We start from the raw sequence: 26872 nt of genomic DNA, 5'->3' as shown, positions 1-26872 counted from the left end.
GGCCTTTCGCGTTACCCCTCCTCGCCCGCCGCCGCGCCGTCCGTCCCGGCGGGACGGGCCGCGCGGCGCCACCGGACCAGACCGAAGCCGAGCGCGCCGGCCGCGATCACGCCGAGCAGCGCCCAGTCCGGCACCCCGTCCGCGAAGGACCGTACCCATTGCTCCACCGCGAACGAGTCGTCCACGTCCAGCAGCCCCGGCAGCGCGCTCGCCCCGTCGTACGCCAGGAACAGGGCGCCCAGCGCGATGAAGAACAGGCCGGACAGCAGCGAGGTGGTGTGCAGCCCGAAGCGGCCCACCGACAGCGTCCGGCCGCGCAGCCAGCGGCGCCCGCCCAGGTCGAACCGCTCCCACAGCAGGGCCAGCAGGAACAGCGGTACGGCCATCCCGAGCGCGTACACGGCCAGCAGCAGGCCGCCGTAGACCGGGCTGCCGCTGACCGCCGCGACGGTCAGGACGCTGCCCAGGATCGGGCCCGCGCAGAAGCCGGCCAGGCCGTAGACCGCGCCCAGCGCGTACACGGACAGGGCGGTGGTCGGGCGGATCCGACCGGACAGCTCCGAGATCCGCTTCGAGGCGAAGCCGAGGCCGAGGATCTGGGCCAGGCCCAGCGTGATGATCAGCCAGCCGCCGAAGAGGACGAGCCCGTCCCGGTTGCCGTGGAAGAAGCGGCCCGCGTACGAGCCCGCCGCGCCCAGCGGTACGAGGGTGGTCGCGAGGCCGGCGTAGAAGATCCCGGTGCGGGCCAGCAGCCGGGAGGTGGAGTCGATCGAGTACGCGAAGAAGGCGGGCAGCAGCAGGGCGCTGCACGGGCTGAGCAGCGCGAGGAGGCCGCCGAGCAGGGCGGCCAGATATCCGATGTCGCTCACTTCGCGGCCGCCGCCCCGGCTGCCTTCTGAGCCTTGGTGATCGCGGCGGTGAAGGCCTCCATGGGCTGGGCGCCCGCGATCGGCTGCCCGTTGACCAGGAAGGACGGGGTGGAGGTGACCCCGATGCGGTAGCCCTCCTCCTGGTCCTGGCGCACGGCGGCGGCGGCTTCCCGGCCCGCCATGTCCTGCTGGAAGCGCTGCTGGTCGGGGACCCCGGCCTCGCGGGCGAGCTCCAGCAGGCGGGCCTCGCCGAAGCCCTTCTCCTTGGCGCCTTCGGCGTAGGCGGCGGCGTGGAAGGCGGCGAAGCGGTCCTGGCGGGCGGCGGCCCAGGAGGCCTTCGCGGCGGCCTCGGACTCGGCCCCGAAGATCGGGAAGTTGCGCCATTCGATGCGCAGGGTGCCGTTCTCGACGTACTTCTTCACCAGTTCGGGTTCGGTGTCGCGCGCGAACTTGCCGCAGTAGCCGCACTTGAAGTCGGAGTACTCGATCAGGACCACGGGCGCGTCGGCGCGGCCGGTGCTCAGCTTGTCGCCGGCGTCGCGGCGGGCCAGTTTCATCAGCTCGGCGCGGGGGTCGGAGGCCTGCGGCGCGGACGCCGGGGCGGACTCGGGAGCGGTGTCCTTGGCGGCGGTGGCCTGCCAGGAGACGACGCCGAGGACCACGGCGGCGAGGGTGACTCCGGCGGAGATCAGCAGGGGTTTGCGGGCGGAACCTTCGGAACGGCCGGGGGAGGGCATGCGGGTGCTCCAGAGCTGTGCGGATACGGGTACGGGGGCGGACCGGTGGCGACCGGTCCTCCTAGACCCGCATCACCGACAGCTCCAACGGCCCGGGCGCGGGCCGGTCCGGTCCCCGTACGAGGACCCGCGCGGGCCTGCCCGGAGCGTCGCCCTCCCGCTCCGCCGGAACCCGGCCGGGCGGGACCTGGGCGTGGTCGCCGCCCTGACCGGCGCGCGGCGGCACGGCCGGGGCCTGCTCGTGGCCCCCGGTGCCCGGCGCGCAGGCGGGGCCCTGGCCGGCGTACGCCGTCGCCGCCATCGCCGTCACCCGCGGCGGATCCACCGCGGGGCGGGCCCCGGCGGGCGCCGCGCATCCCAGCAGTACCGCGAGGACGGCGCCCAGCAGGCACCACACGGGAACGCGGGGGCGGGACATGGCGGGCCTCTCACTCACACGGAGGGGATGGTTGGGGTGACTCGTCCGGAAATGGTACGGGCCCGCCCACAAATGCGTTCGCCACCCAACGCCCACGGGTGAGATCCTTCACCAGGTATGTCTACTTCCTTCGCCGCCCTGCAGACGCTTCTCGGTGAGATCTCCCTCCGCGACGCGCACCGCCTCGGCCGCCGCCTCGAGGGCGCCCGCCGCATCCGCAAGCCCGAGGCCAAGCAGGCCGTACTCGACGAGATCGCCGCGGAGGCCGAGAAGGCCGCCGCGCGACTGGCCGGGCGCGCCTCGCTCATGCCTGAGATCACCTATCCCGAGAACCTTCCGGTCAGCCAGAAGAAGGACGAGATCGCCGAGGCGATACGCGACCACCAGGTCGTGATCGTCGCGGGCGAGACCGGCTCGGGCAAGACCACGCAGATCCCCAAGATCTGCATGGAGCTGGGGCGCGGCGTCCGGGGGATGATCGGCCACACCCAGCCCCGCCGGATCGCGGCCCGCACGGTCGCGGAGCGGATCGCCGAAGAGCTGAAGTCCGAGATCGGGCAGACGGTCGGCTGGAAGGTCCGGTTCACCGACCAGGTGGACCAGGACGCGACCTTCGTGAAGCTGATGACGGACGGCATCCTGCTGGCCGAGATCCAGACGGACCGCGAGCTGCGCGCCTACGACACGATCATCATCGACGAGGCGCACGAGCGGTCGCTGAACATCGACTTCCTGCTCGGCTACCTCGCCACGCTGCTGCCCAAGCGCCCCGACCTCAAGGTGATCATCACCTCGGCGACGATCGACCCCGAGCGGTTCTCCCGGCACTTCGGGGACGCCCCGATCGTCGAGGTCAGCGGCCGGACGTATCCGGTGGAGGTCCGCTACCGCCCGCTCCTGGAGGAGGAGGGCGACGACAGCGACCGCGACCAGATCACGGCGATCTGCGAGGCCGTGGACGAGCTCCAGTCCGAGGGACCGGGCGACGTCCTGGTCTTCCTCTCCGGCGAGCGCGAGATCCGGGACACCGCGGACGCGCTGAACAAACGCAACCTTCGCTTCACCGAGGTGCTCCCCCTCTACGCGCGCCTCTCGCACGCCGAGCAGCACCGGGTGTTCCAGCAGCACACCGGGCGCCGGATCGTCCTCGCGACCAACGTCGCCGAGACCTCGCTGACCGTCCCGGGCATCAAGTACGTGATCGACCCGGGCAATGCCCGCATCTCCCGCTACAGCCACCGCACCAAGGTCCAGCGGCTGCCCATCGAGCGGATCTCGCAGGCCAGCGCCAACCAGCGCAAGGGCCGCTGCGGCCGTACCTCGGACGGCATCTGCATCCGGCTGTATACCGAGGACGACTTCCTCTCCCGACCGGAGTTCACGGACGCCGAGATCCTGCGCACCAACCTGGCCTCCGTCATCCTCCAGATGACCGCGGCGGGCCTCGGCGAGATCGAGAAGTTCCCCTTCCTCGACCCGCCGGACCACCGCAACATCCGCGACGGCGTGCAGCTGCTCCAGGAGCTGGGCGCGCTCGATCCGTCGGAGAAGGACCACACGAAGCGGCTCACGCCGATGGGCCGCCAGCTCTCCCAGCTGCCGGTGGACCCGCGCCTGGCCCGCATGGTGGTGGAGGCGGACAAGAACAACTGCGTGCGCGAGGTCATGGTCATCGCGGCCGCGCTGTCGATCCAGGACCCGCGCGAGCGGCCCTCGGACAAGCAGACCCAGGCCGACCAGAACCACGCCCGCTTCAAGGACGAGACCAGCGACTTCCTGGCGTTCCTGAACATGTGGCGCTACGTCCGGGAGCAGCAGAAGGAGCGCGGCTCCTCCTCCTTCCGCCGGATGTGCAAGCAGGAGTACCTGAACTTCCTGCGGATCCGCGAGTGGCAGGACATCTACTCGCAGCTGCGTACGGTCGCCAAGACCATGGGCATCCACGTCAACGAGGCCGATGCCCCGGAGCAGCACATCCACGTGTCACTGCTGGCGGGTCTGCTCTCGCACATCGGGCTCAAGGACACCGACAAGAACGAATACCTCGGCGCGCGGTCCGCGAAGTTCGCGGTCTTCCCCGGTTCGGCTCTTTTCAAGAAGCAGCCGAAGTTCGTCATGTCGGCGGAGCTCGTGGAGACCTCCCGGCTGTGGGCGCGGGTCAACGCGAAGGTCGAACCCGAGTGGGTCGAGCCGCTCGCCCAGCACCTGATCAAGCGCACGTACAGCGAACCGCACTGGGAGAAGGACCAGGCGGCGGTGATGGCGTACGAGAAGGTCACGCTGTACGGCGTCCCGATCGTGGCCCAGCGGAAGATCAACTACGGCCGGATCGACGCCGAGGTCTCGCGCGAGCTGTTCATCCGCAATGCCCTGGTCGAGGGCGACTGGCGCACGCACCACAAGTTCTACGCCGACAACCGCAAGCTGCTGACCGAGGTCGAGGAACTGGAACACCGGGCCCGGCGCCGGGACATCGTCGTCGACGACGAGACCCTCTTCGACTTCTACGACCAGCGGATTCCCGAGCACGTGGTCTCGGGCGCGCACTTCGACTCCTGGTGGAAGCACAAGCAGCGGGACGAGCCGGAGCTGCTCGACTTCGAGCGCGAGATGCTGCTCACCGAGAAGGCCGCCGGGGTCACGAAGGACGACTACCCGGACTCCTGGCGCCAGGGCGCGCTGAAGTTCCGGGTGACCTACCAGTTCGAGCCGGGCGCGGACGCGGACGGCGTGACCGTGCACGTTCCGCTCACGGTGCTGAACCAGGTCGCCGACGAGGGCTTCGACTGGCAGATCCCGGGCCTGCGCGAGGAGATCGTCACCGAGCTGATCCGCTCGCTGCCGAAGCCGATCCGCAGGCACTACGTGCCCGCGCCGAACTTCGCGACCCGCTTCCTGGCCACCGCCGTGCCGCTCCAGGAGCCGCTGACGGTCACCCTCGCGCGGGAGCTGAAGCGGATGGTGGGGGTTCCGGTCGCGGCCGAGGACTTCGACCTGAGCCGGATCGCCGACCACCTGAAGATCACCTTCCGGATCGTTGACGAGCGCCGCAAGAACCTCGCCGAGGACAAGGACCTGGAGGCCCTGCGGCTGCGGCTGCGGCCCAAGGCCCGCCAGGCCCTCTCGCAGGCGGCCGCGGCCACCGCCGAGCGCGCGGGCGGCGAGGCCATCGAGCGGACCGGCCTGACGGACTGGACGATCGGCACCCTGACCAAGGTCTTCGAGACCCGGCGCGCGGGCCAGCCGGTGAAGGCGTACCCCGCGTTGGTGGACGAGGGCGCGAGTGTCTCCGTACGGCTCTTCGACACCGAGGCCGAGCAGCGGCTCGCCATGTGGCGCGGGACCCGGAAGCTGATCCTGCTCAACATCGCGGTGAACCCGGCGAAGTTCGCCTCCGACAAGCTCGGCAACCAGGAGAAGCTGGCGCTGTCCCGCAATCCGCACGGCTCCATCCAGGCGCTGTTCGACGACTGCGCGACCGCGGCGGCCGACAAGCTGATCGCGGACCACGGCGGGCCGGCCTGGGACGAGGCGGCCTTCCGCACGCTCTACGACGCCGTGCGGACCGACCTGGTGGACACGACCGTACGCACGGTGAGCCAGGTGCGGCAGGTGCTGGCCGCCTGGCAGGCGTGCGAGCGGCGGCTGAAGGCCACCAGCAGCCTCACCCTGGCCAAGAACGTGCAGGACGTGCGGACACAGCTGGCGGCCCTGGTGCCGCCCGGCTTCGTGACCCTCACCGGACTGCGCCGGCTCTCGGACCTGATGCGGTATCTGGTGGCGGCCGACCGGCGGCTCCAGCAGATGCCGACGGCCGTGCAGCGGGACACCACGCGCATGGAGAAGGTCCACGAGATGCAGGACGAGTACGCCTGGCTGCTGGAGCAGTTGCCGCGGGGGCGGCCGGTGCCGGCGGCGGTCACGGACGTCCGCTGGATGATCGAGGAACTGCGGGTGAGCTACTTCGCCCACGCCCTCGGGACGGCGTACGCGGTGTCCGACAAGCGCATCGTGAAGGCGATCGACGCACTGGCCCCGTGACCGGGGCGTGATCGGGTTCGACCTCACCCCCTGAGCTGTTGTACAGTCGGTTTCGCAGCCACCAAGTGGCCGCGAACGAGGACCTGTGGAGCAGTTGGTTAGCTCGCCACCCTGTCAAGGTGGAGGTCGCGGGTTCAAGTCCCGTCAGGTTCGCAGAAACGTCAGGGCCCGTATCCCCCAGGGGATACGGGCCCTGACGCGTTGCCGGGCGCCGCACACGGGGCCACGGGATCACGGTGACCACCGACCACCGACCGCCGCTCACTCACCGCTGACGGGGTGCGGTGATTCCTCTGGGCCCGGTGATCGCGCGGAGGGCGTACGGCCCGGCCAGGAGCCGCGCGGACGGCGGGGGCGAGGTTTTCCCCCCGGCGGCCCCCGAAAAGGGCCTGGAGCGGCCCCTGGAGGGCCCGTGGAGCACCTTCGCCCGGCCGCGCGGCCCCCGGGGGGCTAGAGTCCTCCGGCATATGACAGCAGTCACTCCGCAGCCGCCCCGCAGGCCCCATTACGGGCGCAATGCCGGATGTACAAGAGTTGTCAGATGTGACGGGAGTCACCACAAGAGTTTTTGAGGTGCGCACATTTATCGCATGCCTACGCCCCTTCGATTTAATATGTGCAATGGCACCTACCGCCGCGAACCGTGGGCGCGGCCGGGCGGGAGCCCCTCCCGGGCATAAAAAAAGGTCGCGCTGGACCCGGCGGAGTCCAGCGCGACCGACGGCTCACGAACCTGTTGGGGCAGGTCCAGCCGCATGAAGCCAGTGGGTTTCATCGGATTGGGGGACCCGATATCGACCCGGTAAAAGGTAGTGCTGCGAGACCTCAGGCCTCGCTGCGCTGCTGCGGAATTCCCGCGAGCAGTGCACGAACCTCAGCCTCGCGATAGCGGCGGTGTCCACCCAGGGTGCGGATGGACGTGAGCTTGCCAGCCTTGGCCCAGCGAGTGACCGTCTTCGGGTCCACGCGGAACATCGTGGCAACCTCAGCCGGGGTCAGCAGCGGCTCGGCATCAGGGGTGCGAGCGGTCATGAGCGGCCTCCTCGGGAGAACCGAACCATCTCGGTTCTTTCCTCTAAATTCTGCACCTTGGCCCTCGGTGCCCGAAATGGACAGACGAAGGCCGAGTCGGTTATAGGACGAACGGCTTGTCCTCGGCACTACAACTACACCATCTGTCCAGCCTCGTCGGCCAAACCGATGGAATTGCCCTCCGAGGTGTTCATCAGCGGCGGAAGCCGATGGACTGGCCCATAACGGACAGTCACCCCACTGTAACGATCAGTCACAGAGCGATCAGGAGTCGCCAGACCCCCCATAGAGTGCAATACCGAGCAATGCACCCAAACTCGGGCGAAAGGAACCCTCCCCGGACTCCTTGTCCTATTTTGGCACGAGGGTAGGGGAAGGGCGCAAGGGTGTAGAAAGTGCGGTCCGTCACGCTTGAGCCAATGGCCCGGATCAGGACGTAGGTCCTGGCACTAAGACCCCAATGAGTGAATCGTCCTGAAGAGCTACGGCTTGTGACCGTTCGGACGATACGGCTAGTTGGCGAACAGTCTCTCCCGAACGGCCCGCCATCGGTCCGCCAATATGACGTACGTCTCCACGGCTCCGTCACCATCCCCGGCCCGCAGCGCCGCGATCCCCTCCGCCAGCTCCTTCGCCGACCGGTCCGCCGCCAGGCCCGCCGCGGGCAGCCCGTGCACCAGGCCGCCGTAGTCCAGCTCGACCATCGAGCGCGGGTGGAACTCCTCCAGCCAGCTGCCGACCTCGACCAGGCCGTCCGCCAGCGCCCCGTACCCCTCCGCCTCCCGCAGCGTCCGCAGCCCGCGCGCCAGCCTGCGGCGGGCCTGGACCATCGGCGTCCGGTAGCGCAGCACCTCCCCCGGTACGTACTCCCGCTCCTCGTCGGCCACCAGCACGAACCAGCGCAGCGGGACCTGCCACACCGCCGTGCGGATCCACGGGCGCGCGTCCGGGTTCCGCTCCCGCCAGGCGTCGTACTCCTCGGCCGCCCGGCGGCGCACCCCGGGCGGCAGCACCGCGTCCAGCACCGGCAGCGGGAACTCGGCCACCAGCTCCTGGAGCGCCAGCCAGCCGCGCAGCCGGGTCCGCCACGGGCAGACCAGCAGCACCCCGTCCACCTCCGCGGTGAAGGCGTCCGCGCTCTCGTGCGCCGGCACCCCCAGCAGCGGCACCCGGACCAGGTCCGCCAGCGAGCGGCGCAGCTCGTCCTGCGCGGTCGGGATGCGCCCGCGCCGGGCGTAGTCGGCCCAGTGCGCGCGCTCCGGCTCGGGGAAGGCGGCGAGGGGTTCGTAGACGCGCAGGTAGGACGCGTAGGGGACGGTCGGCACCTGGCGCGCGGCGGGCAGCCGGGGATCGGGGGATTCGCTCACGCTCTCGTACTCCCCCGCGCCGGGCACCCGTACGCGGTTCCGCACGCCCCCGCTCCGGGAGAAATCCGCTCAGAAGTCCGAGCGGCGGTCCGATCCCCGGACAGGGCCTTCCGGTACGGCCCGCAGGTCTTACGCTGCTCCCAACAACGCCCTCCCCACCCGCAGGAGGGCGCTTCCCGCCGCATCTCTTCCATGGGAGTCACCACCGTGACCGAAATGACCGACGGCGTCCTGCACACCCTGTTCCGCACGGAACAGGGCGGCCACGAGCAGGTCGTGCTCTGCCAGGACCGCGCCACTGGCCTCAAGGCCGTCATCGCCCTCCACTCCACCGCGCTGGGCCCCGCGCTCGGCGGTACGCGCTTCCACGCGTACGCCTCGGACGAGGAGGCCGTCCAGGACGCCCTCAACCTCGCCCGCGGCATGTCGTACAAGAACGCCCTGGCCGGACTCGACCACGGCGGCGGCAAGGCCGTGATCATCGGCGACCCGGACATCCTCAAGAGCGACGAACTGCTGCTGGCCTACGGCCGGTTCGTGGAGTCCCTCGGAGGCCGCTACGTGACCGCCTGCGACGTCGGCACGTACGTCGCCGACATGGACGTCGTCGCCCGCGAGACCCGCTGGGCCACCGGCCGCTCCCCCGAGAACGGCGGCGCCGGGGACTCCTCGGTGCTCACCGCCTTCGGTGTCTTCCAGGGCATGCGCGCCAGCGCCCAGCACCTGTGGGGCGACCCGACCCTGCGCGGGCGCCGGATCGGCGTCGCGGGCGTCGGCAAGGTGGGCCACCACCTGGTGGAGCACCTGCTGGAGGACGGGGCGGAGGTGGTCATCACCGACGTCCGCGAAGAGTCCGTACGGCGGATCCTCGACAAGCACGCCGAGGACCGCCACGCGGGCAAGGTCACCGCGGTCGCCGGTACCGACGCGCTGATCCGGGTGCCCGGTCTGGACATCTACGCCCCCTGCGCCCTCGGCGGGGCCCTGAGCGACGAGAGCGTCGCGGTGCTCACCGCGAAGGTGGTGTGCGGGGCCGCGAACAACCAGCTCGCCCACCCGGGCGTGGAGAAGGACCTCGCGGACCGCGGGATCCTCTACGCGCCCGACTACGTGGTCAACGCGGGCGGCGTGATCCAGGTCGCCGACGAGCTGCACGGCTTCGACTTCGACCGCTGCAAGGCCAAGGCCACGCAGATCTTCGACACCACCCTGGCCATATTCGCACGTGCGAAGTCCGATGGGATTCCGCCCGCCGCGGCGGCCGACCGGATCGCCGAGCAGCGGATGTCCGAGGCGCGCGCCGCGCGGGGCGTCTAAACGGGTTCGGCGCCGGTGAAGACCGGCGCCCGCCCCCGTACCGCGGGGGTTTGCGCCCGCCGGAGCGACGGAGAGACGGAACTCACTGCGCTTCGGCGGGTCGTGCGCCAATATAGGGTTAAAATCGCAGCTGACCAGCGAGTACAGGGCGTCTCGCAGGCACTGTGCCGGGGCACGTCATGCGGGCGGCGTACCGTAGGGCCGCGGAAGCAGGTACCGTTAAAGCCCTACGGACGGTCTCTCCACGGAGAGCCCGCTCCGAACCATGAACGCGTGTCAGACTCTGGGGCCGTCGAGCCCCGTCACCGAGGGGGTCGAGCCATGGGGCGCGGCCGGGCCAAGGCCAAGCAGACAAAGGTCGCCCGCCAGCTGAAGTACAACAGCGGCGGGACTGACCTCTCGCGTCTGGCCAACGAGCTGGGCGCATCGCCGACGGAGCCGCTGCCTGTGAGCGCGCCGGTCGAGGTCGATGACGAGCTGGAAGACGATGACGACGACCCGTACGCCAAGTACGCGAAGTTGTACAACGACGACGAGGACGAGGACGAAGAGTCCGGTCCGTCGGCGCAACGTCGCGGAGCTTGACGCATCCAGCGTCTGCACCACACCACCAGCTGAGCGGTAATACGGAAACCCGGTCCGGGGCCACGCCCCGGACCGGGTTTCCGTGCGTTCTCAGTGCGCGTAGTCGCCGGTCAGGGTCGAACCCTCGGTGTGCGCGCCGCGCTCGGTGATCTCTCCCGCGACCCAGGCGTCGACGCCCCGGTCGGAGAGCGCGGTCAGTGCCACGTCCACCGATTCCTGCGGGAGGACGGCGATCATGCCGACGCCCATGTTCAGGGTCTTCTCCAGCTCCAGGCGCTCGACCTTGCCGGCCTTGCCGACCAGGTCGAAGACCGCGCCGGGGGCCCACGTCGAGCGGTCCACCGCGGCGTGCAGGTGGTCCGGGATCACCCGGGCCAGGTTGGCCGCGAGGCCGCCGCCCGTGATGTGCGAGAAGGCGTGGACCTCGGCGGTGCGGGTGAGGGCCAGGCAGTCCAGCGAGTAGATCTTGGTGGGCTCCAGCAGCTCCTCGCCGAGGGTCCGGCCGAGCTCCTCGACGTGACCCTCCAGCGCCATTCCGGCCCGGTCGAGGAGCACGTGGCGCACCAGCGAGTACCCGTTGGAGTGAAGACCGGAGGACGCCATCGCGATGACGGCGTCACCCGTACGGATACGGTCCGCGCCGAGCAGGGCGTCGTACTCCACGACGCCCGTGCCGGCGCCCGCCACGTCGAAGTCGTCCGGGCCCAGCAGACCCGGGTGTTCGGCGGTCTCGCCGCCCACCAGGGCGCACCCGGCCAGGACGCAACCCTCGGCGATGCCCTTGACGATGGCCGCGACACGCTCGGGGTGGACCTTGCCGACGCAGATGTAGTCGGTCATGAAGAGCGGCTCGGCGCCGCAGACGACGATGTCGTCCATGACCATCGCGACGAGGTCGTGGCCGATGGTGTCGTACACGCCGAGCCTGCGGGCGATGTCCACCTTGGTGCCGACGCCATCGGTGGCCGACGCGAGCAGCGGGCGCTCGTACCGCTTGAGGGCGGAGGCGTCGAAGAGGCCGGCGAAGCCGCCGAGGCCGCCGAGGACCTCGGGGCGCCGCGTCTTCTTCACCCACTCCTTCATGAGCTCGACGGCGCGGTCGCCCGCCTCGATGTCGACACCTGCTGCTGCGTAGCTGGCACCGGTGGTCTTCTCTGTCATGACAGGAGAGAGCTTTCGTGTCGTTACTGCGGTTACTGCGGGTGCGTGAAGCGCGGACGTGTGATCAGGGACGGCGGAGCGCGTCGGCGGCGTCGGTGCCACCGGCCAGCTCGGTCTCCAGAAGCTGCTTGCCCAGGAGCTGCGGGTCGGGCAGCTCCATGGGGTACTCGCCGTCGAAGCAGGCACGGCAGAGGTTCGGCTTCTGGATGGTCGTCGCCTCGATCATCGCGTCGAGCGAGATGTACGAGAGGGAGTCCGCGCCCATGGAGGTGGCGATCTCGTCGACCGTCATGCCGTTGGCGATCAGTTCCGCGCGGGTGGCGAAGTCGATGCCGAAGAAGCAGGGCCACTTCACGGGCGGGGAGGAGATCCGGATGTGGACCTCGGCCGCACCGGCCTCGCGGAGCATCTTGACCAGGGCGCGCTGGGTGTTGCCGCGGACGATCGAGTCGTCCACGACCACCAGGCGCTTGCCCCGGATGACTTCCTTGAGGGGGTTGAGCTTCAGCCGGATGCCGAGCTGGCGGATCGTCTGCGAGGGCTGGATGAAGGTCCGGCCGACGTAGGCGTTCTTGACCAGGCCGACGCCGTAGGGAATCCCGCTGGCCTCGGCGTAGCCGACGGCGGCGGGCGTGCCCGATTCCGGCGTGGATATCACCAGGTCGGCATCGGCCGGGGCTTCCTTGGCCAGACGCCGCCCCATCTCGACACGCGAGAGGTACACGTTCCGGCCGGCGATGTCGGTGTCCGGGCGCGCCAGGTAGACGTACTCGAAGACGCAGCCCTTGGGCTTCGCTTCCGCGAATCGGGAGGAACGGAGACCGTTCTCGTCGATCGCGATCAGCTCGCCGGGCTCGACCTCGCGGACGAAGCTGGCGCCGCAGATGTCGAGGGCGGCGCTCTCGCTCGCCACCACCCAGCCGCGCTCCAGGCGGCCCAGGACCAGCGGGCGGATGCCCTGCGGGTCACGGGCGGTGTAGAGGGTGCCCTCGTCCATGAAGACGAGCGAGAAGGCGCCCTTGACCAGGGGGAGGACCTTGGTGGCCGACTCCTCGATGGTCAGGGGCCTGCCGTCGTCGTCCGTCTGTCCGGCGAGCAGGGCCGTGACGAGATCGGTGTCGTTGGTCGCGGCCACCTGGGTGGCACGGCCGTCCTGCCGGGGGAGGTCGGCGACCATCCCGGCGAGTTCGGCGGTGTTCACCAGGTTTCCGTTGTGACCCAGGGCAATGGAGCCGTGGGCCGTCGCACGGAAGGTGGGCTGCGCGTTTTCCCAGACGGAGGCTCCGGTGGTCGAGTAGCGGGCGTGACCGACCGCGATATGACCTTGGAGGGATCCGAGGGAGGTTTCGTCGAAGACCTGGGAAACGAGGCCCATGTCCTTGAAGACGAGGATCTGGGAACCGTTGCTCACAGCGATTCCCGCGGACTCTTGTCCACGGTGCTGCAGCGCATACAGTCCGAAGTAGGTGAGCTTGGCGACCTCTTCACCCGGAGCCCAGACACCGAAGACGCCGCAAGCGTCCTGGGGGCCCTTCTCACCGGGGAGCAGGTCGTGGTTGAGTCGTCCATCACCACGAGGCACGGTTCCGAGTGTAGGCGAGATCGACCACGGGTCCGAATTGAGGACCGCCGGGAAATGTCACAGCACGCAGGGTGACGTCTCGGTATCCGGATGGTGTTGTTGACAGGGCCTCGGACATTCGTACAAGCTCCGGCCCATGCAGCCTCTCGGTGACCACCGCGTCACCCTTGTTGAGCGCCGCCACGTAGACCTGGTCCGTGTCGCGAGCGCTATCTGTCGCTGTTCCGCGTAACCACTCACATTTCGCGGTTCTTTTCCCCTTTTTCTGACCCTTTACGGGTCTTTTCTGTCTGGGCCCGCCGGAGATTCCCGTCGGCGGCTCCGCCCTGCACTGGAGTGCTTCTGTGAGCACTCACCCTTCCGAGCTGTCCCGGCGCGCCTTCGGCGGGGCGGTCGGCGCCACCGCCGCCACCGCGGCCGTGGGGATCGCCGCCGCTCCGGCGCGGGCCGCCGGCGCCGAACCGGCCGGGGCGCGTGACGCGCAGCCCCGGGAGCGGGAGTTCAAGGCGGCCGCGGGCCGCTCCTCGCGCCGCCCGAACATCCTGTTCATCCTGGGCGACGACCTGGGCTGGGCCGACCTGTCCTCGTACGGCGCCCCGCACATCAAGACCCCGAACCTGGACCGACTGGGCCGCCAGGGCGTCCGGTTCACCGATGCCTACGCGGGGTCCGCGACCTGCTCGCCGACCCGGTTCAGCCTCTACACCGGCCGCTACCCGGGCCGTACCGCGAGCGGCCTGGCCGAACCGATCGCCGACAAGAGCGTCGGCCTGGAGCCCACCCACCCCTGAACCTGAACTTCACCACCCCGCACTGGCCTTGGATAGCCGACGGTGACACGCAGGAGAGCAAGGAGGTCGTCCGCCGGATCGAGGCGGCCGACAAACGGGCGCTGTGGCACCAGGACGGCGGCTCGGTCGACAAGTACCGGCAGATGGTCGAGGACCTCGACCGCTCGGTCGGCGAGGTGCTCGCCGCACTGAAGCGCTCCGGGCAGGAGGACGACACCCTGGTCTTCTTCGCCAGTGACAACGGCGGCGAGCGGTTCTCCTACAACTGGCCGCTGACCAGCAACAAGGCCTCCCTCCAGGAGGGCGGGATCCGCGTGCCCACCGTCGTCCGCTGGCCCGCCCGGATCGACGGCGGCCAGGTCAGCCACGTTCCGGTGGTCACCCCCGACTGGACGGCGACCCTGCTGGAACTGGCGGGCACCCGGCCGGACCGCGCCCACCCGCTCGACGGCCGGAGCCTGGCCGGGTACCTGCTGCGCGGCGAGAGGGCCCCGGCGCACGACCTGTTCTGGCGGGTGCGCGGGGAGCGGGCGCTGCGCCGCGGCGACTGGAAGTACTACCGCGGCACGTCGGGCCGGGACCAGCTGTTCAACCTGGCCGGGGACCTCCGGGAGCAGGCCGACAAGGCGGCCGTCGAACCGGCCCGCCTCGCGGAGCTGCGGGCGGCCTGGGAGAAGACGGACGCGGGGCTGCTCCCGTACCCCGCCTGATCCGGCCCCCCGCCCGGTCCGACCCGTACGGCGGCCCGCCGGGTCAGCGCATCAGGGGCAGCAGCGTGGCCAGGTCGGCCCGTTCGCCGCTGGCGCTGACCCGGGCCCGCGCCAACTCCCCGGCCCACCCGGTACGTCCGGTGGCCAGCCGGATCCAGGTCAGCGGGTCCGTCTCCACCACGTTGGGCGGCGTACCCCGGGTGTGCCGGGGGCCGGCCACGCACTGGACCACCGCGAACGGCGGGATCCGTACCTCGACCGAGCCGCCCGGGGCCTTCTCCGCGAGCGCGTCGGCCAGCAGCCGTACGCAGGCGGCCAGCGCCTGGCGCTCGACCTGGATCTCCAGCCCCGCCGCCCGGTTCAGGTCGTCGGTGTGGACCACCAGTTCCACGGTCCGGGTGACCAGGAAGTCCCCCAGGGCCATCGCCCCGATCCACAGGTCGAGCACCCGGTCGTCGCGATGGTCGGCCAGCGCCCCGGCCATCCGGTGCGCGGCCCGCTCGTACAGCTCGGGCAGCGGGGCCCCGCCCAGGGTCTCGGCCGCCGCGTCGGCGATCCGCCCGGCCAGCGGTGCGGTCGCGAAGGGCCACTCCACGGCGCTGAGCACCGCCTTCGCGGCCGGCGGCCGGGCCAGGCCGCCCGCCAGGGAGTCCGCGATCCAGGCGATGTGCGCGGCGAGTTCACCGACGCTCCAGTCACCGAGGTGCGTCGGCCGGGCGAGCTGCTCTGCGCTCAACCCCCGTACCGCGTCGGCCACGTGCCCGAACTGCGCGGTGACGGCCGCGCGGATCCTTGCGGAGTCGTAGGTACGCGGTCTCTTCTTCCCAGGCGCCATGCGCCGACCCTATCCCCGGCCCGGCTCGGCGGCCGGGAGGGTCAGGCCGCCGAGCCCCGGCGGCGCCCGGTGCGGACATGTTCCGCCCCCAGGGTGTGCGTTCGCCATGTCACGCCCGCGAGAAGGCCCGTAGCAACCGGCCCGGACAGCGCGAGGCCCCGTCCGGGCGAACCCGGGCGGGGCCTCGTAACCGCTGTCGCGGCCGGCGGATCGGGGCGGATCAGGCCAGCAGGGCCGGGATCGTCGCCTCGTGCGCGGTACGCAGTTCGGTCAGCGGAATGCTGAACTCGCCCTGGATCTCGATCTCCTCGCCGTCCACGACACCGATCCGCGTGGCGGGCAGGCCGCGCGCGCCGCACATGTCGGTGAAGCGGAGCTCCTCGCTGCGCGGGACGGCCACGACGGCCCGGCCCGCGGACTCGGAGAAGAGGAAGGTGAAGGCGTCCAGCGTCTCCGGGACCACGATCCGCGCGCCGTTGCCGCCGCGCAGGCAGGACTCGGTGAGCGCCTGGACGAGGCCACCGTCGGACAGGTCGTGCGCGGCGTCGATCATGCCGTCGCGGGACCCCGAGATGAGGATCTCGCCGAGCAGCTTCTCGCGGCCCAGGTCCACCTTCGGCGGCATGCCGCCGAGGTGCTGGTGGACGACCTCGGACCAGGCGGAGCCGCCGAACTCCTCGGCCGTGTCACCCAGCAGGTAGAGCAGCTGCCCGGGCTCCGTGAACGCCATCGGCGTACGGCGGTTGACGTCGTCGATCACACCGAGCACCGCCACGACCGGGGTCGGGTGGATCGCGGTGTCACCGGTCTGGTTGTACAGCGAGACGTTGCCGCCGGTCACCGGGGTGCCCAGCTCCAGGCAGCCGTCCGCGAGACCGCGGCAGGCCTCGGCGAACTGCCACATGACGCCCGGGTCCTCGGGGGACCCGAAGTTCAGGCAGTCGGAGATCGCGAGGGGGTTGGCGCCGGTCGCGGACACGTTGCGGTAGGCCTCGGCCAGGGCCAGCTGCGCGCCGGTGTACGGGTCGAGCTTGGCGAAACGGCCGTTGCCGTCGGTGGCCATGGCGACGCCGAGGTTGGTCTCCTCGTCGATGCGGACCATGCCCGCGTCCTCGGGCTGCGACAGGACGGTGTTGCCCTGCACGAACCGGTCGTACTGGTCGGTGATCCAGGACTTGGACGCCTGGTTCGGGGAGGAGACCAGTGCCAGGACCTGCTCGCGCAGCTCGGCCGAGGTGGCCGGACGCGCCAGCTTGTTGGCGTCGTCCGCCTGGAGCGCGTCCTGCCACTCGGGGCGGGCGTACGGGCGCTCGTAGACCGGGCCCTCGTGGGCGACGGTGCCCGGGGGCACGTCGACGATCTGCTCGCCGTGCCAGAAGATCTCCAGGCGCTCGCCCTCGGTCACCTCACCGATGACGGTGGCGATGACGTCCCACTTCTCGCAGATCTCCATGAACCGCTCGACGTACTGCGGCTCGACGATCGCGCACATGCGTTCCTGCGACTCGCTCATGAGGATTTCCTCGGGCGAGAGGGTCGCGTCGCGCAGCGGGACGGTGTCCAGTTCGACGCGCATGCCGCCGCTGCCGGCGGAGGCCAGCTCGGACGTGGCGCAGGAGAGCCCCGCGCCGCCGAGGTCCTGGATGCCCGCGACCAGCTTCTCCTTGAAGATCTCCAGGGTGCACTCGATGAGGAGCTTCTCCTGGAAGGGGTCGCCGACCTGGACGGCGGGGCGCTTCGTGGGCTTGGTGGAGTCGAAGGTCTCCGAGGCCAGCACGGACACGCCGCCGATGCCGTCGCCGCCCGTGCGGGCGCCGTAGAGGATGACCTTGTTGCCGGGGCCGGAGGCCTTGGCGAGGTGGATGTCCTCGTGCTTCATCACGCCGATGCACCCGGCGTTGACCAGCGGGTTGCCCTGGTAGCAGGAGTCGAAGACGACCTCGCCGCCGATGTTGGGCAGGCCCAGGCAGTTGCCGTAGCCGCCGATGCCCGCGACCACGCCGGGCAGGACGCGCTTGGTGTCGGGGTGGTCGGCCGCGCCGAAGCGCAGCGGGTCCACGACCGCGACCGGGCGGGCGCCCATGGCGAGGATGTCGCGGACGATGCCGCCGATGCCGGTGGCGGCGCCCTGGTAGGGCTCGATGTACGACGGGTGGTTGTGCGACTCGACCTTGAAGGTGACCGCGTAACCCTGGCCGACGTCGACGACGCCCGCGTTCTCGCCGATCCCGACGAGCATCGCGGTGTTCTCGGGGGCCTTCTCGCCGAACTGCTTCAGGTGGACCTTGCTGCTCTTGTACGAGCAGTGCTCGGACCACATGACGGAGTACATGGCCAGCTCGGCGCCGGTGGGACGGCGGCCGAGGATCTCCCGGATCCGGGCGTACTCGTCCTCCTTGAGGCCGAGTTCCTTCCACGGCTGCTCCGCGTCCGGCGTGCCGGTCGCGTTCTTGACGGTGTCGAGGCTCATGCGGTGACCAGCTTCTTCAGGATCGAGGTGAAGAATCCGAGACCGTCGGTGCGGCCCGTCCCGATCAGCGGCTCGACCGCGTGTTCGGGGTGCGGCATGAGGCCCACGATGTTGCCCGCCGCGTTCGTGATGCCCGCGATGTCGCGCAGCGAGCCGTTGGGGTTGCCGTCCAGGTAGCGGAAGGCCACCCGGCCCTCGGCCTCCAGCTCGTCGAGCGTGTGCTCGTCCGCGGTGTAGCGGCCGTCCATGTTCTTCAGCGGTACGGAGATCTCCTGGCCGGCGGTGTAGTCGCCGGTCCACGCGGTCTCCGCGTTCTCCACGCGCAGCTTCTGGTCGCGGCAGACGAAGTGCAGGTGGTTGTTGCGGAGCATCGCGCCCGGCAGCAGGTGGGCCTCGGTGAGGATCTGGAAGCCGTTGCAGATGCCGAGGACGGGCATGCCCGACCGCGCGGCGTCGATCAGCGGCTCCATCACCGGCGAGAAACGGGAGATGGCTCCGGCGCGCAGGTAGTCGCCGTAGCTGAACCCGCCCGCGAGGACGACCGCGTCGACCTGGTGCAGGTCCTTGTCGCGGTGCCACAGCGGGACCGGCTCGGCACCCGCGAGGCGGATGGCGCGCAGCGAGTCACGGTCGTCGAGCGTTCCGGGGAACGTGACGACTCCGATGCGAGTGGTCACCGTCAGGCCTCGACCTTCACGGTGAAGTCTTCGATGACGGTGTTGGCGAGGAACGTTTCGGCCATCGTGTGGATGCGGTCGAGGGCGGCCTGGTCGACCGGTCCCTCCACCTCCAGTTCGAAGCGCTTCCCCTGGCGGACGTCGGCGATCCCATCGAAGCCCAGACGCGGCAGTGCACGCTGCACCGCCTGGCCCTGGGGGTCGAGGATCTCCGGCTTGAGCATGACGTCGACTACGACGCGTGCCACTGGCACTCCCGTGTGTGGTTTGGTGCGAAGGCGGTTCCATCAGCGTACCCGGCCAAAAATTCTACGCGGGTAGATATGCTTCGGCGGGGTCGGTCGGGGGGTTTCGGCTTCACCATGGCTTCGCAAAATCCACCGGAAAAACACGTGCCTGGGATTGCGGCGGGACACGCGGAGACAATTAACTGGGCTTCGCTATCCAATGCGAATCACGGTACAAAGGAATCCTCCGGAAAACCGGCGGAATGAAGCATTGCTCCGAAGCATCCACACAGTCGGCATCACCGCACGTCAACAGGCGCCGGTTGCCGCGCGAAGGGACCGATATCCGTGGCGCAGCGCGTAGTAGTCACGATCTCCGACGACATCGACGGCGGAGAAGCGTCGGAAACGGTCGTGTTCGCCCTGGACGGTAAGTCGTACGAGATCGACCTCAATCTCGCCAACGCAAAGAAGCTCCGGAAGAGCCTGGCCCCTTACGTGGCCGCCGGCCGTCGGCAGTCCCGTTCCGGGAAGGCCTACAAGCACACCTCGATCGCTCCGGACCCGGCGGTCGTCCGCGCCTGGGCGCGCTCCAACCAGCTCGACGTGCCGCCCCGCGGCCGCATCCCCAAGAAGGTCTACGAGGCCTACAACGCGGCCCACTGACCCCCGATTTGCCATCCACCCCCATGGATCGGCTAGTGTGTGGATCACGCCGAGGGGCCAGACCGCAGGTCAAAGCCCCGAAGGTCGTGCGGGTGTAGTTCAGTAGTAGAACATCCTCCTTCCAGGGGGAAGGCGCAGTGTGCAATTCCTGTCACCCGCTCTGCACGCTTTACCGACCACTACGGTGGATCGGGTACAGTGATGCTCGCAACCGCTTGACGGCCCTCTCGGGGGATCCGATCACCGCGAGTTTGCGGACGTAGCTCAGTTGGTAGAGCACCACCTTGCCAAGGTGGATGTCGCGAGTTCGAGTCTCGTCGTCCGCTCTTGTATGCACTTGTTGCAGAAGATTCTCAGCCAGAAGGCCCCAGTCATCGACTGGGGCCTTCTGCGTTGCCCCGATTGCCGCGATTGCCCCGGCCCGGCCGCCCCCGATGACAAATGTCATCGGGAGTGGTGAAGAGGCGCACTGCCGCGCCTCCGGAACCGGCCGGAGGCTGGAGTCATGACCGACACCGACCAATCAGTGATCGAAACCAGGGACCTGCGCCGCGCCTACTCCGGGGGCTTCGAAGCCGTGCGCGGGATCTCCTTCTCCGTCGCCCGCGGCGAGATCTTCGCCCTGCTCGGCACCAACGGGGCCGGGAAGACGTCCACCGTCGAACTGCTGGAGGGGCTGGCCGTGCCCAGCGGCGGCCGGGTCCGGGTCTTCGGACTCGACCCCTTCCGGCAGCGGGCCGCCGTCCGTCCCCGCACCGGGGTCATGCTCCAGGAGGGTGGCTTCCCCTCCGACCTGTCCGTCGCCGAGACCGTCCGGATGTGGGCCGGGCTCACCACCGGCGCCCGGACCGGCGCGGAGGTGCTGGAGCTGGTCGGGCTCGGGGCGCGGGCGGGCGTACGGGTCAAACAGCTCTCCGGCGGGGAGCGGCGGCGGCTCGATCTGGCGCTGGCCCTGCTCGGGCGGCCCGAGGTGCTCTTCCTCGACGAACCGACCACCGGCATGGACCCGGAGGGGCGCCGGGACACCTGGGCGCTGGTGCGGGCGCTGCGCGACGAGGGGACCACGGTGCTGCTGACCACGCACTACCTGGAGGAGGCGGAGGAGTTGGCGGACCGGCTGGCGATCCTGCACGAGGGGGAACTCGTGCTGTCCGGGACCCCGGCCGAGGTCACCGCGACCCGGCCCGCCCGGATCCGGTTCACGCTGCCCGAGGGTGTGGCGGCGGCGCGGCTGCCGTTGTCCCTGCGGGCCGCCGCCGACGGGCGGCACGTGGAGATCCGTACGCCGCGGCTCCAGTCGGCGCTCGGCTTCTTCATGGCCTTCACCTACGGGTTCTCGGCGTGGCTGCTGAGCACGGTGTGGGAGCTGGAGCACTCGCGGGAGCTCCAGGCGCGGCTCGCGGTCGCCGAGGAGCGGCTGCGCTTCGGCCGGGACCTGCACGACGTGATGGGCCGCAATCTGGCGGTGATCGCGCTCAAGAGCGAGCTGGCGGTGCGGCTCGCGCGGCGCGGGCGCCCGGAGGCGGTGGACCAGATGGTCGAGGTGCAGCGGATCGCGCGGGAGTCCCAGCGGGAGGTGCGGGACGTGGTGCGCGGCTACCGGGAGGCGGACCTCGGGGTGGAACTGGAGGGCGCGCGCGGGGTGCTGAGCGCCGCCGGGATCGACTGCCGGGTGGAGCTGCTGGAGCGGCGGGAGCTGCCCGCCGCGGTGCAGTCCGCGCTCGGCTGGGTGGTCCGGGAGGCCACCACGAACGTCCTGCGGCACGGGGACGCGCGGGAGTGCGTGATCCGGCTGGCGGGCGGGGACGCGGGGGCCGTGGTGCTGCTGGTGGAGAACGACGGGGCTCCGGCGGCCCCGGCCGGGCCGCCCGGCTCGGGGCTCGCGGGGCTGCGGGAGCGGCTGGGGGCGCTGGGCGGTTCGCTGGAGGCGGGGCTCGTCCCCGCGCGGGCCCCGGGCCCGGCGGGTGCGGACCCGGGGCCGGGGGGTGTGTTCCGGTTGCGGGCCGAGGTGCCGGGGCAGGGCCCGGGGCAGGAGCCCGGGTCCGATGGAGCGAGGGCCGGGATTCCGGGACAGGAGGCACGTGGATGAGCGGGCGGGGCGTGGGGAGCACGGGCGGGGCGGCGGGCGCGGTGGGTCCCGTACGGGTGCTGCTCGCCGACGACGAGCACCTGATCCGGGGGGCGCTGGCCGCGCTGCTGGCGCTGGAGGACGACCTGCTCGTGGTCGCCGAGGCCGCCACCGGCCCCGAGGCCCTCGCCATGGCGCGGGCGCACCGGCCGGACGTGGCGGTGCTGGACCTGCAGATGCCGGGGGCGGACGGTGTGAGCGTGGCCACATCGCTGCGGGCCGAACTCCCGGGCTGCAGAACCATGATCGTGACCAGTCACGGCCGCCCGGGGCACCTGAAACGGGCGCTGGCCGCGGGCGTACGGGCCTTCGCGCCCAAGACGGTGTCGGCGCAGCGGCTCGCCGAGATCATCCGGACCGTGCACGCCGGAGGGCGCTATGTGGACCCGGAGTTGGCGGCGGACGCGATCAGCGCCGGGGACTCGCCGCTGACCGCGCGGGAAGCGGAGGTGCTGGAACTCGCGGCGGACGGGGCGCCGGTCGCGGAGATCGCCGAGCGGGCCTCGTTGTCGCAGGGCACCGTACGCAACTACCTCTCCTCGGCCGCGACGAAGCTGGGCGCCGAGAACCGGCACACGGCGGTGCGTCTCGCGCGTGCCCGGGGATGGGTATAGTAGGTGTCGCGCCAAGGCGCACAGGCGGACATAGCTCAGTTGGTAGAGCACCACCTTGCCAAGGTGGATGTCGCGCGTTCGAGTCGCGTTGTCCGCTCCGCAGTGAAGAAGCCCCCGGTCCTCGACCGGGGGCTTCTTCGTGTCCGGAACCGTGTCCGGGACGGGACCGCGTCCGGGCCCCGTTTCCGGGCCCCGTCCGCATCAGGTCCAGCTCTTCCAGCCCTGGCCGGTGAGGCGCTCGTACGCCTCGATGTACTTGGCGCGGGTCCGCTCCACCACGTCCTGCGGGAGCGCGGGCGGCGGGAGTTCGCCGTGGCGGTCCCAGCCGGAGGCCGGGGAGGTCAGCCAGTCGCGGACGTACTGCTTGTCGTAGGAGGGCTGGGCGTGGCCCGGCTCCCACAGGTCGGCGGGCCAGAAGCGGGAGGAGTCCGGGGTCAGCACCTCGTCGGCGGCGATCAGTGCGCCGTCCTTGTCGAAGCCGAACTCGAACTTGGTGTCCGCCAGGATGATCCCGCGCTCGCGCGCGATGTCCCGGGCCCTGCCGTACACGTCGAGGGTGGTCCGGCGCAGCAGCGCCGCCGTCTCGGCGTCGGTGGTGCGCGCGACCTCCTCGTAGGTGACGTTCTCGTCGTGCTCGCCGACCGCGGCCTTGGCGGCCGGGGTGAAGATCGGGGCGGGCAGCTCGGAGCCGTCCACGAGGCCCTCGGGGAGCGCGAGTCCGCAGACGGTGCGGGTCTGCTCGTATTCGGCGAGCCCGGAGCCGGTGAGGTAGCCGCGGGCCACGCACTCGACGGCGACCATGTCGAGGTCGCGGCAGATCAGGGTGCGGCCCGCCCAGTCGGCGGGGGCGCCCTCGGGCAGGTCGGTGCTGATCACGTGGTTCGGCACGAGGTCCGCGAGCTGGTCGAACCACCACAAGGACAGCTGGGTCAGGACGCGTCCCTTGTCCGGGATCTCGGTGGGCAGCACCCAGTCGAAAGCGGACATCCGGTCACTGGCGACCATGACGAGGTTGTCGTCCGCGTCGCGGTAGAGGTCGCGGACCTTGCCGGTGTGGAGGTGGACGAGGCCGGGCACCTGGACCGGCTCGGGCTTTTCGACGAATCCGGACACGGGGTCTCCCTGTGGTTCTGTACGAGCGCAGGCCCATTCTCCCGTACCGGCGCGTATGCCCTGCCCAAGGGGTCTCAGTCGCGCTTGCAGATCCGGTCGAGGAGATTGGCGGTGGCCTTCTGGATCCGCTCGTCGACATGGCCGGGGCGGTCGAGCGCGGGGGACCAGGCGAAGGTGCCCGAGGCGAAGACGAGGGCCCCGCTGGGCGCGCGGTACAGGGAGGTCTCCTGGTGGCGCCGGTGGCCCTCGGTGTCGTCGTACGGGGAGTGCGCCAGCAGGATCCGGTCCTGGTGCTCGGGGAGCTGGGTGCGCGGGAAGTAGCGGTCGGCCTCGCCCGCGACCAGGCCGGGCAGTTCGTCGTTCTCGGCGGCCCCGGTGGAGTCCCAGAGCCAGTGGGTGGCGTTGCGCACGATCAGCGGCGCGGGTTCGGGGACGCGGCCCGCGTACTGGATGCCCAGCAGTTGCTGCTCCGGCCGGTCCACCTCGCGCCACAGGGCGGGGCGACCGGGGCCGCGGCGTTTTCGGCAGGTGAGCAGCCGGTCGGGCACCCCGGAGGGCGAGGGGGACAGCTCCACCTGCCAGTACATGGTGTTGGCGGAGAGGAAGACGAGGGAGGTGCCGTGCGAGCGGGCCCGCTCGACGGTACGGCGCATGGGAGCCGACCAGTACTCGTCGTGGCCGGGGAAGACCAGGCCCCGGTAGCGGGTCGGGTCGACGCGGCCCGCGTGCAGGTCGCTGGTGTCGGCGTAGGCCAGGTCGTAGCCGTAGCGCTCGGCCCAGCGGATGAAGTCGTAGGCGTGGCCCACGTGCAGGGGCAGGCCCGCGCCCGCGTAGGGGCGGTCGTAGGAGACGGTGATGGCCGCGTCCTCCTCGCCCAGCAGGCGGCCCCGCTCGTCCCAGGCGTGGTAGAGGCTGGCGCCCGTACGACCGTCCTCCGGGTAGAGGTTGTAGGCCTGCCAGGTGATGTCGGGCAGGAGCAGCAGCAGGTCGGCGGGGTGGTCGTCGCGGACCGTGAAGGGGATGTGGGAGCGGTAGCCGTCGTCGGTGGTCAGGACGGCGACGTACGCGCCGAGGTTCCAGTACGCCGGGACCTGGAGCCGCCAGGACAGCCACCAGTGGTGGCAGGAGACGGTCCGGTCGGCGGCCAGCGGGGCGGGCTGGACGATGCCGGAGAGGCGCGGGCTGGAGTGGATCTTCGAGGCGCCGTCGCCCGCGTAGTGGCCGATCCGGTAGATGTCGACCGAGAACTGCTGGGGCGGGTCCACGGTGATGTGGAAGTCGATGGCCTCGCCGGGGGCGACCGCCCCGGTGGAGGCGAAGCCCTTGATCTGGCGGTGGACGTCGTCGGCGGTACGGGGCCCGCTCGTGCGGGCACGGGGGATCCGGCCGGGGGCTCCGGGGGCCAGGGCGGGATCGACGTACCAGGGGAGCACCTGGCCGGTGTCGTCGTAGTACAGCTCGCTGCCCCGTAACCAGGGCAGCGGCCCCTGTCCGAAGGGATCGGTCACCGCGTGCGCGAGCGCACCTGACTCCCAACGCCGGATCTGGTCCGCACCCATACGGCTCCCCTCCCTCGCTCCCCCGAACGCGTATCCACGGCCCTGCCGCGGTGAATGGCCGCGACCGGTCCCAGCACATCACATAACGCACGCACTCCGTCACCGTTCGTCGTGAATTGACGTGACCGGAACATTTGGATCCGGTTTCCGGTGCCGTCGGCCGGGGGCCGGACCGCGCGGTCCGGCCGGACCGGACCGGCCGGGCAGGCCGCGACCGCGCGGTCGCGGTCAGACCAGCCGTACCGGCTTCTCCGGCCGGACGCCCAGCTCCGCGAGCCGGTCGCGCAGCGGGGCGGGGTCGCCGTCCTCGACCAGCGCGAGCACCGGCAGTGCCAGGTCCGCGCAGCGCGCGCCCGCGACCAGCAGCACCGGCCCGTCCAGCCAGTCCATGCCGGGCGCACCGCCCGCCGAGTCCACGGCGGCGCAGCACACCATTGCCATGACGTGATCGGCCAGCAGGTCCCGGCCGCTGCGGGGCGCCTGGAGCGGGAAGAGCGGAACCGTGTCCACGCCGCGCGCCGTCGCCGACCCGGACCCGGAAGCGGATCCGGCGCCCGCGCCGACCCCGGCCCGTTCGGCCACCGCCCGCTCCTCGCGCGCCAGGTCCCCGCTGAGCCATCCGGCCAGCGCGTCCGGGGCGTCGGGGGCGTCCGGGGCGTCAGCGGGGCCCTGGGCGTCAGCGGGGCCGGTGCCCGTCCCGGCGAGGTGGCGCAGTACCCGCTCCAGCGTGGGCCCGGCCGTCGCGTCACCGGCGGGCACACCCTCCGGGACGGCCACGGCCAGCGCGTCCAGCGCCCGGTGCAGCCGCGCCGCCTCGGTACGCCACTTGCGGTCCACGACCTCTTCCGGATACGCCGCCCAGTCCACCGGGGACCAGTCCGGGCCCACTTCGGCCGGACCGCCGTGGAAGAGCCGCGCGGCCAGCAGCGAGGCCGCCTCGTCGACCGCGCCCGGCTGCTCCAGCAGGTCGCACGCGGGGCGCTCGGCGAGTCGGGAGGTGAACCCCTCGGCCAGCCGGTCCCGCCGGGACAGCTCGGTCAGCGCGGACACCACCCCGGTGTCGAGGTGCGCGGGCCAGCGGCCCATCCGCCACGCGGGCAGCGCGACCCGGGTCAGCAGCCGGTCCCAGCCCGCGTAGGCGAGGCCCACCTGCTCCTGGGCGACGATGCGCAGCCCGTAGTCCACATCCTGGGCGCGGTCGGAGGCGGCCGCGGCCACCCCGCGTTCCATCTCGGCCGCGTCGGTACGGCACAGCCGCAGCAGCAGCCGGGCCGTGTGCCCGATCCAGCCGAGGCCGGGCCGGTTGCCGACGTCGGCGGCCGCGTCCAGCCCGCGCACGAAGCGGCGGGCGTCGGCTATGTCGGGGTGCGCCGAGGGTCCCGTACCGGCGACGACCGGGGCGAGCACCGCCCGTAGCTCGGCGACCCGCATCCACCACAGGAACGGCGAGCCGATCACCAGCACCGGGGCGGCGCCCGGCGCGGACTCGGGCGCGCCGGCCGTGCCCCGGCCGCGGTGCGCGGCGTGGGTACGGTCCTCCAGCCAGCTGTCGCAGTCGGGGGTCAGGGCTATCGCGGAGGGCGCGGGCACATTCATCCGGTCGGCCAGGTCCCGCACCAGCCGGTAGAGGTCGGGCGCGGCCGCCTCGGCCAGCGGCACCGTGGGGGTCACGGCCGGGGCGGCGCGCAGCACCACCGCGCCGAACACCCCGGCCACCAGCAGGACGAGCGCGGCGACGCAGCTCACGACAAGGGTGGTGGTGGCCCAGGACTCCCCGGCCAGCCGCCCGGTCGCCCGCGCGGCCACCAGGACCACCGCGAACGCGGCGGGCAGCAGTGCGGCGGCCATGGCCCTGCTGCGTACGCGCAGCACGGCCAGGGCCCGGGAGCGCGCGGACTGCGCGCCCACCTCTATGGTCGAAACGGTTCCGGACACGTCCGGACGTCACCCCCTCTGCCCTGCGACGGTGTTGG

Annotated in this window: 21 protein-coding genes, 4 tRNA genes and 2 pseudogenes; 13 read left to right on the top strand and 14 right to left on the bottom strand. The window is 71.2% G+C overall.

Features of this window, described 5'->3' with window-relative positions:
- Positions 1-11: 11 nt before the first annotated feature.
- The 3 genes from QMF80_RS26195 to QMF80_RS26185 form a co-directional block, all read right to left on the bottom strand.
- Positions 12-869, bottom strand: a complete 858-nt coding sequence (locus QMF80_RS26195; protein ID WP_283457528.1) for a cytochrome c biogenesis CcdA family protein — start codon at positions 867-869, stop codon at positions 12-14.
- A complete protein-coding gene (locus QMF80_RS26190) occupies positions 866-1606 on the bottom strand; it encodes a DsbA family protein (protein ID WP_283457526.1) in 741 nt (246 codons plus the stop codon). The genes QMF80_RS26195 and QMF80_RS26190 overlap by 4 nt, the downstream gene beginning before the upstream one ends.
- Positions 1607-1667: 61 nt before the next feature.
- Positions 1668-2024: a hypothetical protein gene (locus QMF80_RS26185; RefSeq protein ID WP_283457524.1), complete on the bottom strand. Its 357-nt coding sequence runs from the start codon at positions 2022-2024 to the stop codon at positions 1668-1670.
- A 117-nt stretch (positions 2025-2141) separates the two neighbouring features.
- On the opposite strand from QMF80_RS26185, the gene hrpA reads away from it, so the two are divergent.
- Together hrpA and QMF80_RS26175 are read left to right on the top strand one after the other, a co-directional pair.
- A complete protein-coding gene (hrpA, locus tag QMF80_RS26180) occupies positions 2142-6065 on the top strand; it encodes an ATP-dependent RNA helicase HrpA (RefSeq protein ID WP_283457522.1) in 3924 nt (1307 codons plus the stop codon).
- Positions 6066-6144: 79 nt separating this feature from the next.
- Positions 6145-6218 (top strand) — tRNA-Asp (locus tag QMF80_RS26175).
- Positions 6219-6890: 672 nt separating this feature from the next.
- On the opposite strand, the gene bldC is transcribed toward QMF80_RS26175, so the two are convergent.
- Both bldC and QMF80_RS26165 read right to left on the bottom strand, forming a co-directional pair.
- A complete protein-coding gene (gene bldC, locus QMF80_RS26170; RefSeq protein WP_003949541.1) occupies positions 6891-7097 on the bottom strand; it encodes a developmental transcriptional regulator BldC in 207 nt (68 codons plus the stop codon).
- Positions 7098-7609: 512 nt separating this feature from the next.
- On the bottom strand, positions 7610-8440 hold the full coding sequence (locus tag QMF80_RS26165; RefSeq protein WP_502962920.1) for a DUF8083 family protein: 831 nt from the start codon (positions 8438-8440) through the stop codon (positions 7610-7612).
- Between the two features lie 231 nt (positions 8441-8671).
- Between QMF80_RS26165 and QMF80_RS26160 the strand changes: the two genes are divergently transcribed.
- Both QMF80_RS26160 and QMF80_RS26155 read left to right on the top strand, forming a co-directional pair.
- Positions 8672-9781: a Leu/Phe/Val dehydrogenase gene (locus tag QMF80_RS26160; RefSeq protein WP_283457351.1), complete on the top strand. Its 1110-nt coding sequence runs from the start codon at positions 8672-8674 to the stop codon at positions 9779-9781.
- Positions 9782-10102: 321 nt separating this feature from the next.
- Positions 10103-10366: a DUF3073 domain-containing protein gene (locus QMF80_RS26155; protein WP_283457349.1), complete on the top strand. Its 264-nt coding sequence runs from the start codon at positions 10103-10105 to the stop codon at positions 10364-10366.
- A 90-nt stretch (positions 10367-10456) separates the two neighbouring features.
- Here QMF80_RS26155 and purM read toward each other — a convergent pair whose 3' ends face one another.
- Together purM and purF are read right to left on the bottom strand one after the other, a co-directional pair.
- Positions 10457-11527 (bottom strand): phosphoribosylformylglycinamidine cyclo-ligase, encoded by a 1071-nt coding sequence (purM, locus tag QMF80_RS26150; RefSeq protein WP_283457347.1) that lies wholly within the window; start codon positions 11525-11527, stop codon positions 10457-10459.
- 64 nt (positions 11528-11591) lie between these two features.
- Positions 11592-13109, bottom strand: a complete 1518-nt coding sequence (gene purF, locus QMF80_RS26145) for an amidophosphoribosyltransferase (RefSeq protein WP_283457345.1) — start codon at positions 13107-13109, stop codon at positions 11592-11594.
- 136 nt (positions 13110-13245) lie between these two features.
- Here purF and QMF80_RS38395 point away from each other — a divergent pair, with 136 nt between their 5' ends.
- Together QMF80_RS38395 and QMF80_RS26140 are read left to right on the top strand one after the other, a co-directional pair.
- Positions 13246-13341: a putative leader peptide gene (locus tag QMF80_RS38395; protein WP_353961805.1), complete on the top strand. Its 96-nt coding sequence runs from the start codon at positions 13246-13248 to the stop codon at positions 13339-13341.
- A gap of 112 nt (positions 13342-13453) precedes the next feature.
- Positions 13454-14610 (top strand): annotated as a pseudogene (locus QMF80_RS26140) (sulfatase family protein).
- Between the two features lie 43 nt (positions 14611-14653).
- Here the strand turns inward: QMF80_RS26140 and QMF80_RS26135 are convergent.
- The 4 genes from QMF80_RS26135 to purS all read right to left on the bottom strand — a co-directional run bounded on the left by QMF80_RS26135 (position 14654) and on the right by purS (position 18840).
- Complete coding sequence (locus tag QMF80_RS26135) at positions 14654-15445, bottom strand: maleylpyruvate isomerase family mycothiol-dependent enzyme (RefSeq protein ID WP_283457344.1); 792 nt, start codon at positions 15443-15445, stop codon at positions 14654-14656.
- A 220-nt stretch (positions 15446-15665) separates the two neighbouring features.
- Positions 15666-17915, bottom strand: coding sequence for a phosphoribosylformylglycinamidine synthase subunit PurL (purL, locus tag QMF80_RS26130; RefSeq protein WP_283457342.1), 2250 nt, complete (start codon positions 17913-17915; stop codon positions 15666-15668).
- A complete protein-coding gene (purQ, locus tag QMF80_RS26125; RefSeq protein ID WP_283457340.1) occupies positions 17912-18592 on the bottom strand; it encodes a phosphoribosylformylglycinamidine synthase subunit PurQ in 681 nt (226 codons plus the stop codon). The genes purL and purQ overlap by 4 nt, the downstream gene beginning before the upstream one ends.
- 2 nt (positions 18593-18594) lie before the next feature.
- Positions 18595-18840, bottom strand: coding sequence for a phosphoribosylformylglycinamidine synthase subunit PurS (purS, locus tag QMF80_RS26120; RefSeq protein WP_283457338.1), 246 nt, complete (start codon positions 18838-18840; stop codon positions 18595-18597).
- A gap of 327 nt (positions 18841-19167) precedes the next feature.
- Here purS and QMF80_RS26115 point away from each other — a divergent pair, with 327 nt between their 5' ends.
- The 7 genes and pseudogenes from QMF80_RS26115 to QMF80_RS26090 all read left to right on the top strand — a co-directional run bounded on the left by QMF80_RS26115 (position 19168) and on the right by QMF80_RS26090 (position 22324).
- Positions 19168-19485, top strand: coding sequence for a histone-like nucleoid-structuring protein Lsr2 (locus QMF80_RS26115; protein WP_283457336.1), 318 nt, complete (start codon positions 19168-19170; stop codon positions 19483-19485).
- 88 nt (positions 19486-19573) lie between these two features.
- Positions 19574-19645, top strand: a tRNA-Gly gene (locus QMF80_RS26110).
- Positions 19646-19738: 93 nt separating this feature from the next.
- Positions 19739-19811: transfer RNA gene (locus QMF80_RS26105), tRNA-Gly, on the top strand.
- A gap of 179 nt (positions 19812-19990) precedes the next feature.
- A pseudogene (locus tag QMF80_RS38390) lies at positions 19991-20792 on the top strand (ABC transporter ATP-binding protein); the annotation flags it as partial.
- Positions 20793-20800: 8 nt separating this feature from the next.
- Positions 20801-21574: a sensor histidine kinase gene (locus tag QMF80_RS38385; protein ID WP_502962919.1), complete on the top strand. Its 774-nt coding sequence runs from the start codon at positions 20801-20803 to the stop codon at positions 21572-21574.
- On the top strand, positions 21571-22227 hold the full coding sequence (locus QMF80_RS26095; RefSeq protein ID WP_283457333.1) for a response regulator transcription factor: 657 nt from the start codon (positions 21571-21573) through the stop codon (positions 22225-22227). Before QMF80_RS38385 ends, QMF80_RS26095 begins: the two co-directional genes overlap by 4 nt.
- Positions 22228-22251: 24 nt before the next feature.
- Positions 22252-22324 (top strand) — tRNA-Gly (locus QMF80_RS26090).
- Positions 22325-22428: 104 nt separating this feature from the next.
- Here QMF80_RS26090 and QMF80_RS26085 read toward each other — a convergent pair.
- The 3 genes from QMF80_RS26085 to QMF80_RS26075 all read right to left on the bottom strand — a co-directional run bounded on the left by QMF80_RS26085 (position 22429) and on the right by QMF80_RS26075 (position 26834).
- Positions 22429-23340: a phosphoribosylaminoimidazolesuccinocarboxamide synthase gene (locus tag QMF80_RS26085; RefSeq protein ID WP_283457330.1), complete on the bottom strand. Its 912-nt coding sequence runs from the start codon at positions 23338-23340 to the stop codon at positions 22429-22431.
- Positions 23341-23414: 74 nt separating this feature from the next.
- On the bottom strand, positions 23415-24899 hold the full coding sequence (locus tag QMF80_RS26080; protein ID WP_283457328.1) for a N,N-dimethylformamidase beta subunit family domain-containing protein: 1485 nt from the start codon (positions 24897-24899) through the stop codon (positions 23415-23417).
- Between the two features lie 228 nt (positions 24900-25127).
- Positions 25128-26834 (bottom strand): M48 family metalloprotease, encoded by a 1707-nt coding sequence (locus QMF80_RS26075; protein ID WP_283457326.1) that lies wholly within the window; start codon positions 26832-26834, stop codon positions 25128-25130.
- Positions 26835-26872 lie beyond the last annotated feature (38 nt).

It is taken from the genome of Streptomyces sp. G-G2, from assembly GCF_030063135.1.
Classification (GTDB): Bacteria; Actinomycetota; Actinomycetes; order Streptomycetales; family Streptomycetaceae; genus Streptomyces.
Note: the sequence above shows the minus strand (reverse complement) of the source record. Positions and strands in the feature narration are given on the sequence as shown.

What these genes read in the sequence shown, in the direction of transcription:
- QMF80_RS26190 (WP_283457526.1), bottom strand. Translation starts at nt 1,606, where the DNA reads ATGCCCTCCCCCGGCCGTTCCGAAGGTTCCGCCCGCAAACCCCTGCTG.
- QMF80_RS26185 (WP_283457524.1), bottom strand. Translation starts at nt 2,024, where the DNA reads ATGTCCCGCCCCCGCGTTCCCGTGTGGTGCCTGCTGGGCGCCGTCCTC.
- hrpA (WP_283457522.1), top strand. Translation starts at nt 2,142, where the DNA reads ATGTCTACTTCCTTCGCCGCCCTGCAGACGCTTCTCGGTGAGATCTCC.
- bldC (WP_003949541.1), bottom strand. Translation starts at nt 7,097, where the DNA reads ATGACCGCTCGCACCCCTGATGCCGAGCCGCTGCTGACCCCGGCTGAG.
- QMF80_RS26155 (WP_283457349.1), top strand. Translation starts at nt 10,103, where the DNA reads ATGGGGCGCGGCCGGGCCAAGGCCAAGCAGACAAAGGTCGCCCGCCAG.
- purM (WP_283457347.1), bottom strand. Translation starts at nt 11,527, where the DNA reads ATGACAGAGAAGACCACCGGTGCCAGCTACGCAGCAGCAGGTGTCGAC.
- QMF80_RS38395 (WP_353961805.1), top strand. Translation starts at nt 13,246, where the DNA reads ATGCAGCCTCTCGGTGACCACCGCGTCACCCTTGTTGAGCGCCGCCAC.
- QMF80_RS26135 (WP_283457344.1), bottom strand. Translation starts at nt 15,445, where the DNA reads ATGGCGCCTGGGAAGAAGAGACCGCGTACCTACGACTCCGCAAGGATC.
- purL (WP_283457342.1), bottom strand. Translation starts at nt 17,915, where the DNA reads ATGAGCCTCGACACCGTCAAGAACGCGACCGGCACGCCGGACGCGGAG.
- QMF80_RS38385 (WP_502962919.1), top strand. Translation starts at nt 20,801, where the DNA reads ATGGCCTTCACCTACGGGTTCTCGGCGTGGCTGCTGAGCACGGTGTGG.
- QMF80_RS26095 (WP_283457333.1), top strand. Translation starts at nt 21,571, where the DNA reads ATGAGCGGGCGGGGCGTGGGGAGCACGGGCGGGGCGGCGGGCGCGGTG.
- QMF80_RS26080 (WP_283457328.1), bottom strand. Translation starts at nt 24,899, where the DNA reads ATGGGTGCGGACCAGATCCGGCGTTGGGAGTCAGGTGCGCTCGCGCAC.